This is a genomic window from Rhodanobacter sp. Soil772 (genome assembly GCF_001428385.1).
Lineage (GTDB): Bacteria > Pseudomonadota > Gammaproteobacteria > Xanthomonadales > Rhodanobacteraceae > Rhodanobacter.
The window spans coordinates 668,561-684,467 of the sequence record NZ_LMSK01000002.1 but is presented as its reverse complement, the minus strand read 5'-3'; the positions used below and the strand labels follow the sequence as shown (position 1 = coordinate 684,467).

The window sequence follows — 15,907 nt, the reverse complement described above, 5'->3', positions numbered from 1 at the left end:
CTAGCTACCTGGACACATGCCCTCAGCCCGCACCTCCGTTGGTAATAAGGAGTACGAGTACGAGGGTAATAAGGAGCGTGCCGCCGAGCTGCAGCAGGCCGTCGACCGTCGCGAGACGGTTCATTTCGGCGATGCGGCAATGGCTGCTGCGCTGCGACATGAAACCGACCTTAGGGCACTTCGCACAACGGCGTCAACAGTTTCATATGAAATCAGTCGATCGGCTTGCTTTGGACGTCCAGATGTCCAGATGGTTTTAGCGGGCGAGGTGCGGAATGTCTTGCGAGAGCAGCAGCCGGTCGCGCAGGGCCGTGTCGCTGGCGGCCAGCGGCTCGGCGCGAGCGTCGCGCGCCAGCATCGCGGCCAGCGCCAGGGGAACCTCGACCGGGTGGCCGACCAGCGGCTCCACCACGCTCTCGAACTTGGCCGGATGGGCCGTGGCGACCACCGCCCATGGCGCGTCGTCGCCGTCGGCACGCAGGTGATCGAGCAGGTGCATCGCGGTGGCCGTGTGCGGGCAGAACACTTCGCCGTGTGCGTGCGCGTGGTCGGCAAGGGTGCGGCGGATGGTGGCGTCGTCGACGCTGTGCGCCCGCAGCAGCTGGCGCAGGCGGGCTTCGTCGGGGAAGGTCCAGCGCAGCCGCTCGAAGTTGCTCGGCGCGCCCACGTCCATTGCGTTGGCCAAGGTGGCGATTGCCTCGCGCGGCGTGTACTCGGCGCCGGCGAAATAGTCGGGCAGGGTGGCGTTCGCGTTGCAGGCCAGCCGTACCTCACCGACCGGCAGGCCCAGTTCGCGCACCCACAGGCAGGCCAGCGCGTTGCCCAGGTTGCCGGTGGGCACGATGAAGTTCAGCGGCGTGCCGTGTTCGCGCCACCAGCCCAGCGCGGCGTGCGCGTAGTAGCTCATCTGCGGCAGCAGCCGGCCCAGGCTGATGCTGTTGGCCGAGGACAGCGGATGTTGTGCCTGCAACTCGGCGTCGTTGAGCGCAGCCTTGACCATGCGCTGGCAGTCGTCGAAGCGGCCGGCCACGCGCAGCGCAGTGACGTTGTCGCCGAAGCAGCCGAGCTGGTGTGCCTGGCGTGGCGCGACCAGGCCATCCGGATACAGGATCACCACGTTCACGTTCGGCTGGCGGTGGAACGCGGCGGCTACCGCGGCGCCGGTGTCGCCCGAGGTGGCGACCAGGATGGTCAGCGGCCGCGCATCGCTGCGTGGCAGCCGGCGCAGGCAGGCGGCGAGGAAGCGCGCGCCGAAATCCTTGAATGCCGAGGTGGGACCGTGGAACAGCTCCAGCATCGTCGTATGCGGATGCGCCGGCAGTGCGCGCAGTGGTGCGTCGAAGGTGAAAGCCTCAGCGCAGATCGCAGGCAACTCGTCGGCCAGTGCGTCGCCGGCGAAGAACGGTGTTAGCAGGGTGACCGCGGTATCGGCCAGCGAACCATGCGAGTCGAACGCGGTCGGGTCGAGCGTGGGCAGCCTTTCGGGTACGTACAGGCCACCGTCCGGCGCGAGCCCGGCGGCGATCGCCTGGCCAAGCGGTACGGTCGGGCTGACACGGCGGGTGCTGTGGTAGCGCAACGGTTTGGCGAGACTCATGCGTCGGCCTCGAGCGAGGGAATCAACGCGGCCGCGGGCCCGTCGATCGGCGACACCCACGCATCGCTGCCCAGTCCAGCGTCGGCGAACGCGGCCTGCATGGCCACGCTGGCCGCTTCGGCGTCGGCACGGTTGTCGTACCAGCCGAACACGCTGGGGCCGGCGCCGGAGATGCTGGCGCCGAGTGCGTGGTGATCGAGCGCGGCCTGTTTCACTTTCGCAAAGTTCGGGATCAGCGGCGCGCGGCGCGGCTCGACCAGCACGTCTTTCAAGCCCTCGCGCACCAACGAGGCATCGCCGCGATAGCAGCCGGCCAGCACCAGGGCGAGGTTCGAACTCTGCGCCACGAACTCGCCGAGTTCGTAATGGCCGGCCAGCGCGGCGCGCGCCCGGCGCGTTTCCAGCACCACGTGCGGGTGCACCAGTGCGCAGTGCCACGCGGCCGGCACGTCGATGCGCAGCAGGCGTTCGTGGGTGGCCAGCACCAGGCCGCCGAGCAGCATCGAGCCGAGGTTGTCGCCGTGGCGGCTGCCGCTGGCCACCGCCTCGCCGTCCAGCGCGAAGCCGTACAGCGCTTCGCGCGGCAGCGGCTGCGCCAGCAACGCATTCGCGGCGACCAGCGCGGCCACGCACGAAGCGGCCGAGCCGCCCATGCCCGAGCCCAGCGCGATGCCCTTGTGCAGCACCAGCTCGAACCCGTGCTGCAGGCCGAGCGCCTTGCGCAGCGAGAGCAGCGCGGTGCCGGCGGTGTTCTGGCGCGGATCGGTGGGCAGGTCGGTGACGCAGCCGCGGATCGCCGCGATGCGCACCACCGCTTCGTCGATGCGGCGCACCTCGGCGCGGTCGCCGGCGCCGGTCACGCTGTGGCCGAGCAGGTCGAAGCCGACTCCGACGTTGCCGACGCTGGCGGGCGCGAAGGCGCAGGCGACTTGCGGTGGTTTGGCGCGACGCGATGAAGCCATGACGGGTTCCAGCAAAGAGGAGTTCATGCGCGCGCCTCCAGCGACTCGGCGATACGCAGCAGATCGGCGAACACACCGGCAGCGGTCACTTCCGGACCGGCGCCGGGGCCTTGCACGATAAGCGGATTATCGCAGTAGCGGCGGGTGCTGAACTGCACGATGTTGTCGGTCAGCCGGGTATGCGCGAACGCGTGGGTGGCCGGCAGCACCAGCAGCCGCACGCTGGCGCGGCCGTGCCGGTCCAGTTGCGCCACGTGGCGCAGCACGCCGCCTGCAGCATGCGCCTCGGCCAGTTTCGCCGCCATCGGCGCATCCAGTTCCTCCAGCCGCTGCATGCATGCGTCCAGCGGCAAGGCGGCCAGCGCCGGCGGCACCAGGCCCTGCAGGTCGACATCCTCCAGCGACAGCGGCCAGCCCGCCTCGCGCGCCAGGATCACCAGCTTGCGCGCCACGTCGAGGCCGGACAGGTCGTCGCGCGGATCCGGTTCGGTATAGCCCAGCGCGTGCGCCTCGCGCACCAGCGCGGAAAATGGCTGGCGGCCGTCGTGGCGGTTGCACAGCCAGGCCAGCGTGCCGGAGAACATGCCATCGACCGCCAGCAGTTCGTCGCCGGTGTCGAGCAGGTCGCGCAGCGTCTGCACCACTGGCAGGCCGGCGCACACGGTGGCCTCGTAGCGGAAGCGCGCGCCGCTGGCGCAGGCGGCGCGGATCGCCTGCCAGCGCGACAGCGGCCCGCTGCCGGCCAGCTTGTTCGGCGTCACCACGTGCAGGCCGGCGGCCAGCCAGTGCGGATAGTGCGCGGCCACGGCGTCGTTCGCACTGCAGTCGATCAGCAGCGCATGCCGGCCGTCATTGCCGCGCACGTGTTCGGCGAACGCGTCCAGGTCGTTCGGCCGCCAGATCTGCGCGCCGCCGTGGCGGCCGTTGAGTTCGGCGTCGTCGCAGTCCAGCCACATGCGCTTGCTGGCCACCACGCCGCAGAGTTTCAGTTCCAGTCCGCTGTCGCGCGCCAGCCGTGGTTGCGCGGCGCGCAACTGTTCCAGCAAGGCGCTGCCGACGCGGCCGGGGCCGATCACGCCGACGGCCAGCACGCGTTGCCGCCGCAGAGTCGGCGCGGCGAAACCGCATGACGGCGGCAGATTGGCAAGTTGCGGCGCACAGATGTTCACGATGACCTCCTGTTGAGGCCCGTGCTCGCTGGCGGATCGGCTTGTGCGTGGGGAGTGCACCGGCCCGCCTCTGTCGAGGGCGGGGCCGTTGCGTAGTGAAGAACCTAGTCGCGCACGGACACCCACCCCGACCGAGTGGTAATCGTGGTCGTGGTGGTGGTGGCGAAGGAACGGTTGATGACGCCGGCCGGCAACGGCGCACGCCCGGCGCGAACCGGAACGAAGTGCATGCGTGCTGGCGTGGAAAGCGGCGACATGGCGTCGACCTTAAAGTGGATGTTGCACTGCGGTCAACAGATTCATATGCAACTTTTCGGCAGTCGTGCGCGGGTTGTCACGCTGCGGCAGGTTGTCGCGATCCGCCATTTGGCGCCGGTTGGCTCCGTTCGGGGCGCCTACAATTCGCGGATGAACAGATTCGTTTCACTGCGCCAGCGGTTGCGTGGACATGCGTCGTGCGCGGCGTTCGTGCTCGGTGTGTGGAGTCTTTCGGCGTCGGCCGCGGGCCTGCAGACGGAGGCCGCTCCGCCGGTGCCCGACACCATGCAGCAGCGCGTGGCCGCATGCACCGGCTGCCACGGCGTGCACGGCGAGGGTTCGCCGGACAGCGTGGTGATCCCGCGCCTGGCCGGCAAGCCGGTGGGCTACCTGGTCCAGCAGCTCGAATATTTCCAGACCGGCCAGCGCCGGCACGCGCCGATGGAATACGTGGTGCGCCAGCTGAGCTCGGCGTACCTGCGCGACATCGCCGATTACTTCGCGAAACAGGACGTGCCCTACCGGAAGCTGCCGGTACTGACGGTGTCCGTGGAGACCCTGCGCCGTGGCGAACAACTGGTGATGCGCGGCGACTCGACCCGCGGCGTGCCGTCGTGTGTCAGCTGTCATGGCGGCAAGCTCACCGGCGTGGAGCCGATGATGCCGGGCCTGATGGGCCTGTCGTACGACTACCTCAGCACCCAGCTGGTGTCGTGGCGCACGCGCCAGCGCGCGGCCGAAGGGCCCTACTGCATGGGCGTGGTCGCCAACCGCATGCGCGAATCGGACATCACCGCCGTGTCCGCGTGGCTGGCCAGCCAGGAGCCGCCGGCCGATCTGCATCCGGAACCGGCCAGCGCGCAGACCGAACCGTTGCCGGGCTGGTGCGTGATGGGCAAGAGCGGAGCGGGCCCATGAAACTGTGGCGACGTGGAGGGTGGCTGCTGGCGTTGCTGGCGATCGTCGTGTCGGGCTGGTGGTACGTCGGCCGCGGCGGACAGCACGTGTCGTCGCCCGAGCAGCGCGAAGCGGATGCCGCCGCGCTGCACGATCCGGCATTGATCGCCCGCGGCGAATACCTGGCCACGGTCGGCGATTGCGCCGCCTGCCACACCGCGCGCGACGGCCAGCGCTACGCCGGCGGCCGCTCGCTGGGCACGCCGTTCGGCGACGTGCCGGCGCCGAACATCACGCCCGATCCGGAAACCGGTATCGGCCAGTGGAGCTTCGACGATTTCTGGCGCGCGCTGCATGAAGGCAAGGGCCGCCAAGGCGAGCTGCTGTATCCGGTGTTCTCCTACACCTCGTTCACCAAGGTCACCCGCGAGGACGCGCTGGCGATCTTCGCCTACCTGAAATCGCTGCCGCCGGTGCAGCGGCCCGACACGGCACTGGGGTTGGAGTTTCCGTACAACGTGCGCAGCAGCCTGGTCGCGTGGCGCGCGCTGTACTTCAAGCCGGGCGAGTACCGGCCCGATCCGGCGAAGTCCGAGGCGTGGAACCGCGGCGCCTACCTGGTGCAGGGCCTTGGCCATTGCAACGAATGTCACACCACGCGCGACTCGCTCGGCGGCATCGAGCAGGACCGCCACCTCACCGGCGGCCAGATTCCGCAACTGGACTGGTACGCGCCCGACCTCAGCACGCAACCTGGCGGCGGCCTCGACGGCTGGAGCGTGCAGGACATCGTCGACCTGCTGAAGACCGGCCAGTCGGGCAAGGGCAGTGCGTTCGGGCCGATGGCCGACGTGGTACGCCTGAGCACCCAGCACATGACCGAGCCCGACCTGCAGGCGGTGGCGGTCTATCTGCAATCGCTGCCGCCGCGCGCGCAACCCGCGCCGGCACCGTTCAAGCGCGCGGCCAGCCACGAGCAGGGCGGCAAGCTCTACGCGCAGCGCTGCGCCGATTGCCATGGCGGCGATGGCCGGGGAGTGGCCGGCGTCTACCCACCGCTCGACGGCAACACCTCGGTCACCGAACCGACCGGCATCAACGCGATTCGCAGCGTGCTGCTCGGCGGCTTCGCCCCGGCCACCACCGGCAACCCGCAGCCGTATTCGATGCCGCCGTTCGCGCAGCAGCTGAGCGATGAGGACGTCGCCGCCGTGGTCGGCTACATCCGACAGTCGTGGTCGAACCAGGCTGGTGTGGTGCAACCTGCCGACGTCAGTAGGTACCGGCACACGCCGATCGATTGAGCGGTGGCGGTGCGCGGTGTGCTCCCTCCCCTGTTTACAGGGGAGGGTTGGGGAGGGGTCTGCTCTTGATCTTTCTTCGCGCTTGCGGCGGAGCTGCCGAGAGCAAGAGCTTTCGTCCTCCTTCGGAGGGCGAGTCACTTTCTCTTGCATGGTCAAGAGAAAGTAGCCACTGCGCCGCAGGAGCGGCGCGAACGGCTATGCCGGCCCGAAGGGCGGAGGGCAGGATGCCCGGAGTAAAGAGAAGGCCGCCCCGCTTCCGAACCTTGCGGACATTGGACAACCGCTCCTGCGTTGCCTCACCTCGGGCACCCCTAGTAAATCCAGGGGATCAGCCGCTTGGTATGCCTGCAGTATTCGCTATAGGAGTCGCCCAGGGCCTCAGTCAGCGCGGACTCTTCCTCGCGGATGCGATGCATATAGATCGCCGGGATAACCATCATGATCGACAGCAGGCTCAGCCAGTTTCCCAAGGCGAGGGCGAAGCCGGCAAAGGCGATCAGCGCCCCGAGGTAACTCGGGTGCCGCACAACCCGGTACAACCCGGTGGCCTTCACCTGATGGTCCGTGAGTACCGCGACGTTAGGCGTGTGGAAGCGACCCAGCTGCGCAATTGCGGTCGAGCGCACCACGATGCCAATGGCCATGACCAGTAGGCCGACCATCTGCAACGCAGGATCCTGCAGTGCGCCGATCGAGGTGAAGGCCAGGCCAATGCTGACCGCCCATGTTAAGGGGCTGGCGATCATCAGCAGCCTCAGCGACGAACGATCGCGGTTCTCCGTCTGCCCGGTTTTGCGCCGGAAGACCACGAAACCATCAATGAAAGTCCATGTGAACAGAAGGGCGATGGCAATGTCGCGCACGATCGGCATGGGGGCTCCCGACTTTTCGAAGTTGGATTACCAGACCTTTGCAGCTTGCTCAGCAATCATCGCGACTGCAAGAGCAGTCATCGGCCAAAAGTGGTCACTGGAGCGCACGAGCAGACGCAAAAATGCGCTATCCGGATAGCTTGCCGTTCAGATAGTGCAGAAAGGTGCGGATCGTGTTGATCACTAGCATTGCGTCACCGTCTTGCAGCAGCGTGTCGTTGGCGTGGGCGAGTGTGGCGCGATTTCGAATCGGATTTAGGGCATCGAGGATGGAAGCCATTGCTCGCCCGATTTTGACAACATCCTCGTTACGTGGGCCTTCGGCTCGCATGGCAGGATGATGCTTTTGAATGAGCTTAAATAGCTGAGTGATGTCAGCATCCGCGGCATATTCGATCTGAGCCTGGGCGCAGATCGCTCTCAGGTACCCATGAAAAGCAGTATGCGCGCGGTCCACACCTGCCACGCCCCCTTTGTTCGCCACCGCCCGTTCGGTCTCCGCAAGCGCGCGCTCCACGAGATCGGATGTTATGGCGAGATTGGGGGATGGGACGGGTGACGGTGTGTCGTCCACGTTACATTCAACCGCGATGAACCTGACGGAATTCCCTAGCTCGCTCAGAGCGTGAGCGATTGCGGACGCATTTCGCTTTAGGTCCCGGTCTGCCGCCTGCTCGCTCAATTCGATGTATCGGTCCATCGGTGCAGCGTAGTACAGGACCGAAAAGTCATCGTTGAAATAGTTGGTACCCGTGCGCAACTCGAACGGCGTGCGGTCGAGGAAATCGGCCGCATCTTCCAGGCCTTTTGCCCTAAGCAGGCGAACAGCGGCGGTCTTAGCTCGGATCCATTTTTCGCCGTCAAGGCGCTGATCGTCTAGGTCAATCTCAGTGGAGCCGGTGCCTTGGTAGAGGCGAATCATGTGACCCCTCTTGATACAACATGCGTTAGCTTGGGCACCGCAAAATCTCCCGGCAACACAGCGTATCAGTGCTGCTCAAGTCCAATGGCGTAGGGATTGTTATATCAGGTGGCACCGTATCCGCGATCACAAAGATTACGACTGATCGCTCAAGGGCGCGCTGAGTCGTTTACGGCCTGTCATCGACCATCCGGGTGTGCACGTTTGAAAGATGATGCCTATTGATGATTGCATACCAGTTGTCCATGCACCGATGTAGAAACGGCCTGATCTCCATGTCATGAAACTCGTCTGACTTGTCGGGGCATTCTATGTAAAAGAATTCTTGAAAGATTCCCGCCCTAGTATCCAGATGTAGACCATCGCGGTCGGATATTGCGACACCGGTGCCTACTTTCGGGTGCTTCAGGAAGAGGTGTTTCGAGCCGTTGGCGATGTCGGCACAAACCGAAAGTGAGCGGGCAGCGAGAATATCTTGTTTGAGAGCCTCGCTGTCTGCCGCGCCAAATTCGTCGTCGTGGAGAATCCAATCTCGAAGGTGCCACATAGCCTGGCAAGCGAAGATGATCACGTCGTAGAAGGTCAATGCGCCCTGTAGTTGTGATGAATCTTTGGCGTCGATGATGCGCATCAAGCGCACGATCCTCTGTATTTGCTCTTCAAATCGGCTCTCCATCATCGTCGGCGTCCTGGAATAGTGTACGGATGCTTTGATGGCCGATGTTAGGCAGCGACCAACTGCTCTTGTGCGAGTTACGGGCGCTCATTGTCGTCAAGGATGTCCGCTATGAGTCGAAAGCGGACATCTTTGAGCTTGCGCTCAGCCTTGGCCTTCAATTCGTCTTGGGGCGTAAATGATCCACGCGAGGAACACTACATGAAGGCCTAGCGCAACCAATGCCCCATACCTATTGAGGTTCAGGAGTATGGACATGACCACCGCCATGTACCACGCACCAATAATCAGCGACTTTAGAAATGTGGCTCGCGGCGCGATCCGGCCTGCGCATCGCCGACCGATTCTCATGGAAAGCAGCAGTGCCGGGGTACCAATTACAAGTACGACTATGAGACCAGGCCCCTTGGGGCCGGAAAACCCCTGCGCCCATTGCCGTATCGACTCCATGAAGTCGTATAGCCAAAAGCTTATGGCGGCGAGGATGGTCAAGAAGGTTGCGAAAAACCAAGTGGCCACGAGCAGTACTGCATTGAATCTGCGGCCGTCCGCGTTATCGAACGATCCTATCGAGGTGCATTGGATAAATAGGTAATCCAGTGCCTGGCTAATCCTGAGAACCATATCGCCCCCTGTCGCATTCAACGCTTAGGTCTGCTTTGGGTCGAAAGCGGACGTTGCCATTCCCGCTTATGCCACCCTCAGCGCGACAGATCGATCGCGTACGTCGCCGTGCCATCGCCGTGATCCTTCATCTGGCGGATGTTGTCGAGGCCGGCATCACGCGCCACGGCCTGCTTGCCGCTGGCGTCGGTGAACACGACCGGGCCGCGGGTTTTCAGGGGCGCGAATTTCCATGAGGTCGGTTCGAGATCCTTCGTGCCGATCTGCTTGTGGCGTTCCAGCCATTTCGCCAGGATTTCGCGGGTGCCATCCGGGGCGGCCAGCACGATGTTGTTGCCGTCGAGGCCGGGGAAGTGGCCGCCGCCGTTGGCGCGGTAGTTGTTGGTGACCACGACGAACGGCTGGCCCGGCTCGACCGGCTTGCCCTGGAAAGTCAGCGTGGTGATGCGCTGGCCGGCCGGTTTCGAGATGTCGATGACGTAGTGGATGCCGCCCTGGATCTGGTCGAAGTTGTAGCCGGTGTAGCGGCTGTTGATCAGCGCTTGTTCGCCGGCCTTCGCCGGGTCGATCCGGTTGAAGCGTTCGGCGGATTTTTCCAGCCAGGCTTTCACGCCGGCGCCGTCGGTCTTCACCGCGGCCAGCGTGTTCGGGTAGAAGTACAGGTCGGCGGCGCTGCGCAGAGTGAGCGGGCCGGGCGCGACGTCGGTGTAGTCGTCGGGGCCGCCGAAGCCGGTGCGGAACGCGGCGGCGGCGGACAGCACCGGCACGCCGGCCAGCTCGGGGTGCGAACGCGGCAGTTCGCTGCGCACGTAGTCGGCCTGGGCCGCGTTGACCGGCGCCAGCGCGGTCATGTTGCCCTCGTCGGCGAAGTGGCTGCTCAGGCGCAGCGTGCTTTCGCCGATCGGCGTGTTGACGTAGGCGATCGCCGCCGCGTGCGCCTGCTGCACCAGCGGCGCGATTGTGGGGTCGGCCGGCACGCAGTCGTTCTTCTGCGGACAGATGCGTCGCACCTCGCTATGGCTTTCCTCGTGGTCGACCACCCAGCGGCCGTCCTTGCGATCCAGCACCAGCCGGATCACGCCCAGGTCCTTGCCGAAGAAGTCCGCCATCACCGCCGGCACGCCGCGCACCAGGCCGCGCGCGGCGTCGACGTCCTTCAGGCCGGCGTAGCGCGGGCCGGGGAATTCGGCGTGCGAGTGGCCGAGCAGCAGCGCGTCGATGCCGGGCACGCCGGCCAGGTACCAGCCGGCGTTTTCCATGTCCGGGGTGTACGGCGCGGTGTTCAGGCCGCCGTGCAGGATCGCCACGACGAGGTCGGGATGCTGCGCCTTGAGTTCCGGCAGATACTTTTGCGCGGCTTCGACCACGCCGCTGACGGTGACCTTGCCGGCCAGGTTCTGCTTGTCCCAGTCCAGGATCGGCGGCGGGGTGAAGCCGATAATGCCGACCTTCAGCGGCACGCTGAGCTTGCTGCCGTCGGGCGTATAGGCTTCGATCTGTCGGGTCACCACCGTCCACGGCTTGAAGATCGGCTTGCCGTCGCGCGCGCTGTAGACGTTGGCCAGCACCAGCGGGAAGCGCGGGCCGGCGCAGCGGTCGCTGTGGCCGCCGTCCACGTTCATCGGCGTGCCGGTGACCTGCGACAGGAAGCGCAGGCCGTAGTTGAACTCGTGGTTGCCGGCGGTGCCGCCGTCGCAGCCCATCGCGTCCATCGCCTGATAGATCGCCAGCTCCTGCGCGCAGGTCACCGGCTTCACCAGCGCCTGGTAGTCGGCCAGCACGCTGCCCTGGATGGTGTCGCCGCTGTCGAACAGGAAGGTGTTGGGGAACTCGGCGCGGGCGCGGCGGATCAGCGTGGCGGTGCGCTCGTAGCCGAGCGAGGCGTCCGGCTTCAGCTTGTAGTAGTCGTAGCTGAGCACGTTCGCGTGCACGTCGGTGGTTTCCAGGATCGCCACGTTCGCGCGCGCGCCGTCGGGCGTCTTGCCGGCCGCCCAGGGCAGGCTGGAGCAGCCGGCGAGCAGGGCGGCGCCGAGGGCGAGCAGCGGGGTGGCGAACGGGGTCAGGCGAGGCGACATGGTGGTTCCGTGGGGCGTGCGGGTTCAGATCGCGAAAGCTAGCAGATCGGAGCGGCCGGGTGCTTGCACTGCGCCGGCGGAATCCGGCGGGTAAGGGAGCCGTGCCAAGCCCAACGCCAGTGGAACGGCATGCCCGTGGCGCCGGTTCGTTGCCGCTGCAAGACCGTAAGATGGCACTCCAGTGACACCGGTCCTTACGGGGGGACTTTCCAGCCATGCGTCGAATGTCGTTGCGCCCCACGCGGGCAGGTGCGGTGGTGCTGTGCGCGCTGGTTTTCTTCGCCGGCTGCATCGCGCTCACCGCCTGGCAGGAACCGCTGCCGCTGCAGCGCGGTTTCATCGCGGGGCTGATGCTGTGCACGTTCGGCGCGCTGCTGTTCGCGTTCGGCCGTTTCGCCACGGCGCTGCTGGTCGGTGGCGGGTTGTTCCTGCTGCTGAAGTCCGTGGCGGAATTGAAGCTGCGCTACCTCGACTCGCAGCTGATGCCGTCGGATTTCATCTACTACGTGCGCACCAGCCTGCTCGATACGCTGCGCCACTACCCGCACCTGTACACGGTGGGGATCGGCCTGTGCGTGCTGCTGCCGCCGCTGCTGTACCTGGTGTGGCGCTGGGACTGGCGCGTGCTGGCCACGCTGCGGCCGCGCCGCGCCGCCGGCGTGCGCGTGGGCGGCATTGCACTGTACGTGCTGGCGTTCTGGCTGTGCATGCTGCCCACCGGACCGTTCGCGCAGGTGCACTCGCGCAACGCGTGGCTGAGGATGTCCGACGATGCGCAGCTGACGAATTTCTTCGTCAACCTGCATGACGCCGACGTCGAGCTGCCGGCGATGGCCAGCGACGCCGTGGCCGAGCAGGACTGGGGCGCGACCGCGCCGGGCAGCCCGGGCAGCATGCCGCCGCCGTACCCGGACATCGTGCAGGTGCTGGAGGAAAGCACCTTCGACCCGTCGACCTACGATGCCTGCAACGTGCCGCAGTGCCGAGTCGCGATGTTCCGGGCCGACGCGCGCACCCGAGCGCATGGGGTGTTGCGCGTGCACACGTTCGGCGGCGGCACCTGGGTCAGCGAGTTCGCCGCGCTGACCGGCATGCCGCAGGACATCTTCGGCCCCGGCGGCATGTACGCGCCGTACGTGCTGGCGCCGCACGTGCACGATGCGCTGGCGTTGCAGCTGCGCCGGCTCGGCTACCTCACCATCGGCATCTACCCGACCAGCGCCGACTTCATCAACGGACGCAACGCGTACCAGGCCTACGGCTTCGACCACCTGTACGGCGCCGAGGAACTGGGCCTGGAGGACTGGGAGGAAAGCGACGCGCAGATGTTCGCGGCGGCGAAGCGCATCTACGACAAGGTGAAGAAGCCGGACCAGCCGGTGTTCATCATGATCCTGACGCTGAACCAGCACGGCCCGCACGACCACCAGCCGATGGCGAAACTGCCCAAGCCCTACCGCAATCTGCTGCGCGGGTTGCCGGCGAACACGGCGCTGAACTTCGACACCTACCTGTCGCGCCTGCACGATTCCGACCTGGCGATGCGCGCGCTGGAGCACGCCTTCCTCGACCGTCCGCAGCCGACCGTGCTGCTCCACTTCGGCGACCACCAGCCGTCCTTCAACGGCCAGATCCGCAACCTGCCGCGCCGCTTGCCGCCGGCGCTGCAGCCGTATCAGCACTACCTCACCTACTACATGCTCAAGAGCAATTTCGCCGGCCCGCCGCTGCCGGCGTACCCGATGCTCGACATCGCGTTCCTGCCCAGCATGGTGTTGCAGGCGGCGGGCGTGCCCACCGATGCCTATTTCACCGCGGCCAGCGGGCTGCGCGAACGCTGCAACGGCCTGTATGGCGATTGTGCGGTGCCGGGTCTGCTGGCGTCCTACCACGCCTGGACGATCGGCCGGCTGCACGTGTACCGGTGACGGCGCCGTTGCCGGTCGCGGCTGACCGGCAGCGGCAGTTTCCGCCGTCATCGGCCAGCGCGGCAGGCGGGTGGATCGAGCGCACGCCGCGTGCTGCGGGATCGACGCCACTGGCAGAGGTCTTGCTTGCCATCCGGCATGAGCGAGCTCAAGCCAGGACGCCTCGGAACCGCTGACGCCAGCCTGGAGCGGCGAATGGCCGACTGCGGCCTGTCGAACGACGCCCGGCAGTTCCTGCGCGATCTGCACGCCGCCGAGAAGCAGCTCAACGACGCGTTCCAGCGGGCCCACCAGGGCGGCGCGCTGGAAGCGCGGGTGAGCGCGGTGTATCGCAGGATGTACGGCAAACGTTGAGCACGATCGTGCCGTTGCCACGGAATGTTCGCGCGCCTCGGCCATCTCCACCTTGTGCCCGATCCTGCCGGGGGTTGCGCGCTCCGCGCCCGGCGATCGCCCGGGCTATGATCGGGCGACATTCGCCACCCGGATCGCACATGTCCGTCGCCGCTTTCGAAACCGCGCCCGCGCCGTACCCGCGCCTGCTCGCGCTCGTCACACTGGGCGCCGCGATGGCTGCCATCGCCGGTGCGCTGCTGGCCGCTGCCGACCCCGGCCAGGGCTGGCGCTGGCTGCACTGGTGCGGCAAGCCACTGGCCACCGCGCTGATCTTCGTGCTGGCGTGGCGCGCGCGGCCGGCGCAGTCGCCGCGCTACCGGTGTTTGATCCTGGCCGGCATCGCCTGCTCGCTGCTCGGCGACGTGTTTCTCATGTTGCCGGGCGACTTGTTCGTGCCGGGGCTCGTGGCGTTCCTGTTCGGCCACCTGTGCTTCATCGCCGCGTTCCTCGACGACAGCCGCTTCGGCGCGCGGCCGTGGCTGTTGCTGGCCTGCCTCGGCTACGGCGCGGTGAACCTGGTCCTGCTGTGGGATGCGATCGGCACGCCGCTGCGCGTGCCGGTGATCGTGTACGTGCTGGTGCTGGCGTGCATGGGCGGCCAGGCGCTGGTGCGGGCGCGGCTGTTCGCGCAGCGCGGCGACGTGCAGGCGCCGGCCGCGCGGCTGGCCGCGCTCGGTGCGCTGATGTTCCTGCTCAGCGACAGCCTGCTGGCGTGGAACCGCTTCCACGGCGCCATCCCGTGGTCCAGCCTGTGGGTGCTGTCGGCGTATTATCTGGCGTTGTGGTGGATCGCGCGCTCGGTGCAGCGCGTCGGCCTGACGATCGAGGCGGGTGCAGCGCAGTGAATACGCAGGAACTCATCATCACCTGGGCCACTCCGGTGTTCTTTCTCCTGATCGGGATCGAGCTGCTGGTGGCGAAGCTGCGCGGGCGCGAGGCGTACGCCGGCAACGACGCGATCAACAGCATCGGGCTCGGAGTGATCTCGCAACTGGTCGGCGTGTTCAGCAAGCTGCTGACGATCGGCATCTATGCGTGGTGCGTCGGGCACCTGGCGCTGTTCGCGCTGCCGGAGAACAACCTGCTGGTGTGGGTCGGCGCGCTGCTGCTGTACGACTTCTGCTACTACTGGCTGCACCGCTGCGGGCACCGGGTGAACATCCTGTGGGCCGCGCACGTGGTGCACCACCAGAGCGAGCGCTACAACCTGTCCACCGCGCTGCGCCAGACCGGCAGCGGCGCCTTGCTGGGCTGGCTGTTCTACCTGCCGATGGCGCTGCTCGGCGTGCCGCTGAAGGTGTTCGTGATCGTGGCGCTGATCGACCTGCTGTACCAGTTCTGGGTGCACACCGAGCAGATCGGCCGGCTCGGCTGGTTCGACCGGGTGTTCTGCTCGCCGTCCAACCACCGCGCCCATCACGCGGTGAACGACCGCTACCTCGACCGCAACTACGGCGGCATCCTGATCGTGTGGGACCGCCTGTTCGGCACCTTCGTCGAGGAAGACGACACCGACCCGCCGGTGTACGGCACGCGCTCGCCGCTGCGCAGCTGGAACCCGCTGTGGGCGAACGCCGAGGTGTACTGGCATACCGCGGTGGACGCGTGGCATGCCAGGCACTGGCGCGACAAGCTGCTGGTATGGCTGAAGCCGCCGGGCTGGCGTCCCGCCGACGTGGCGGCACGCTACCCGAAACCCGTCTTCGTGATGCCGAGCGAGCGCTTCGACCCGCCGCTGTCGCGGCTGCTGAAACTCTACGTGCTGGTGCAGTTCGCCCTGCTGCTGGGGATGACCACGCAGTTCCTCGGCATGGCCGGCACGGCCAGCCTGCCGGCGCTGCTGGGCTATGCGACCTACCTGGTGGCCGGCCTGTGCGTGCTCGGCGCGCTGATGGAAGGCCGGCGCTGGGCGCCGTGGGCGGAAGGCGTGCGCGTGCTGGCCACTGCCGCGGTGCCGCTGCTCAGCGGGCGCTGGTTCGGCGTCGGCCATCTGGACGGCCATATCGCGTTGGCGATCGCGCTGGTGTTCGGTCTCAGCGCGCTGGTTCTGCCGTGGCTGGGCGGCTTGCGCGCACCGGCGCCGCTGCGCCACGACGCCGCACCGGGGTGATCCGCCGTTCCCCGGCAGGGAAAGCCCGATGAGGAGGCGACGGCGCACCCTGCGGTGACGGCGCCCATGCGGGCATGCGTATTCGCTATGATCGCCGCTTGCTTACTCGGGGGCAGG

14 protein-coding genes are annotated in these 15,907 nt (G+C 66.9%); 6 read left to right on the top strand and 8 right to left on the bottom strand.

Translation table 11 applies throughout. The features are described 5' to 3' along the window. Positions 1-22: 22 nt before the first annotated feature. The 4 genes from ASG75_RS16245 to ASG75_RS09675 all read right to left on the bottom strand — a co-directional run bounded on the left by ASG75_RS16245 (position 23) and on the right by ASG75_RS09675 (position 3,698). Positions 23-160: a hypothetical protein gene (locus tag ASG75_RS16245; RefSeq protein WP_157616925.1), complete on the bottom strand. Its 138-nt coding sequence runs from the start codon at positions 158-160 to the stop codon at positions 23-25. A gap of 96 nt (positions 161-256) precedes the next feature. Beyond that, complete coding sequence (thrC, locus tag ASG75_RS09685; protein ID WP_082547549.1) at positions 257-1,597, bottom strand: threonine synthase; 1,341 nt, start codon at positions 1,595-1,597, stop codon at positions 257-259. Continuing rightward, positions 1,594-2,559: a homoserine kinase gene (locus ASG75_RS09680; protein ID WP_235580181.1), complete on the bottom strand. Its 966-nt coding sequence runs from the start codon at positions 2,557-2,559 to the stop codon at positions 1,594-1,596. Before ASG75_RS09680 ends, thrC begins: the two co-directional genes overlap by 4 nt. A gap of 23 nt (positions 2,560-2,582) precedes the next feature. Continuing rightward, on the bottom strand, positions 2,583-3,698 hold the full coding sequence (locus tag ASG75_RS09675; protein ID WP_235580208.1) for a homoserine dehydrogenase: 1,116 nt from the start codon (positions 3,696-3,698) through the stop codon (positions 2,583-2,585). A 438-nt stretch (positions 3,699-4,136) separates the two neighbouring features. Between ASG75_RS09675 and ASG75_RS09670 the strand changes: the two genes are divergently transcribed. Further along, entirely contained in the window at positions 4,137-4,904 is a 768-nt protein-coding gene (locus tag ASG75_RS09670) for a c-type cytochrome (RefSeq protein ID WP_056388340.1), read from the top strand. Next, positions 4,901-6,187 carry a cytochrome c gene (locus ASG75_RS09665; RefSeq protein WP_056388338.1) on the top strand — a complete coding sequence of 429 codons (1,287 nt, stop codon included), beginning with the start codon at positions 4,901-4,903 and terminating at the stop codon, positions 6,185-6,187. The genes ASG75_RS09670 and ASG75_RS09665 overlap by 4 nt, the downstream gene beginning before the upstream one ends. Positions 6,188-6,498: 311 nt before the next feature. Here the strand turns inward: ASG75_RS09665 and ASG75_RS09660 are convergent, their stop codons facing one another. The 4 genes from ASG75_RS09660 to ASG75_RS09640 form a co-directional block, all read right to left on the bottom strand. Continuing rightward, a complete protein-coding gene (locus ASG75_RS09660) occupies positions 6,499-7,059 on the bottom strand; it encodes an isoprenylcysteine carboxylmethyltransferase family protein (protein ID WP_056388336.1) in 561 nt (186 codons plus the stop codon). A 127-nt stretch (positions 7,060-7,186) separates the two neighbouring features. Further along, positions 7,187-7,981, bottom strand: a complete 795-nt coding sequence (locus tag ASG75_RS09655) for an abortive infection family protein (RefSeq protein WP_056388332.1) — start codon at positions 7,979-7,981, stop codon at positions 7,187-7,189. Between the two features lie 169 nt (positions 7,982-8,150). Next, on the bottom strand, positions 8,151-8,612 hold the full coding sequence (locus ASG75_RS09650) for a hypothetical protein (protein ID WP_157616924.1): 462 nt from the start codon (positions 8,610-8,612) through the stop codon (positions 8,151-8,153). A 746-nt stretch (positions 8,613-9,358) separates the two neighbouring features. Beyond that, complete coding sequence (locus tag ASG75_RS09640; RefSeq protein ID WP_056388326.1) at positions 9,359-11,356, bottom strand: bifunctional 2',3'-cyclic-nucleotide 2'-phosphodiesterase/3'-nucleotidase; 1,998 nt, start codon at positions 11,354-11,356, stop codon at positions 9,359-9,361. A gap of 215 nt (positions 11,357-11,571) precedes the next feature. Here ASG75_RS09640 and ASG75_RS09635 point away from each other — a divergent pair, with 215 nt between their 5' ends. From ASG75_RS09635 to ASG75_RS09620, 4 genes are all read left to right on the top strand, one after another. Further along, positions 11,572-13,284 carry a sulfatase-like hydrolase/transferase gene (locus tag ASG75_RS09635; RefSeq protein ID WP_056388324.1) on the top strand — a complete coding sequence of 571 codons (1,713 nt, stop codon included), beginning with the start codon at positions 11,572-11,574 and terminating at the stop codon, positions 13,282-13,284. 195 nt (positions 13,285-13,479) lie between these two features. After that, on the top strand, positions 13,480-13,638 hold the full coding sequence (locus tag ASG75_RS16580; protein ID WP_200935653.1) for a hypothetical protein: 159 nt from the start codon (positions 13,480-13,482) through the stop codon (positions 13,636-13,638). A 140-nt stretch (positions 13,639-13,778) separates the two neighbouring features. Then, positions 13,779-14,525: a lysoplasmalogenase gene (locus tag ASG75_RS09625; protein ID WP_056388320.1), complete on the top strand. Its 747-nt coding sequence runs from the start codon at positions 13,779-13,781 to the stop codon at positions 14,523-14,525. Continuing rightward, positions 14,522-15,790, top strand: a complete 1,269-nt coding sequence (locus ASG75_RS09620; protein ID WP_056388316.1) for a sterol desaturase family protein — start codon at positions 14,522-14,524, stop codon at positions 15,788-15,790. The genes ASG75_RS09625 and ASG75_RS09620 overlap by 4 nt, the downstream gene beginning before the upstream one ends. Positions 15,791-15,907 lie beyond the last annotated feature (117 nt).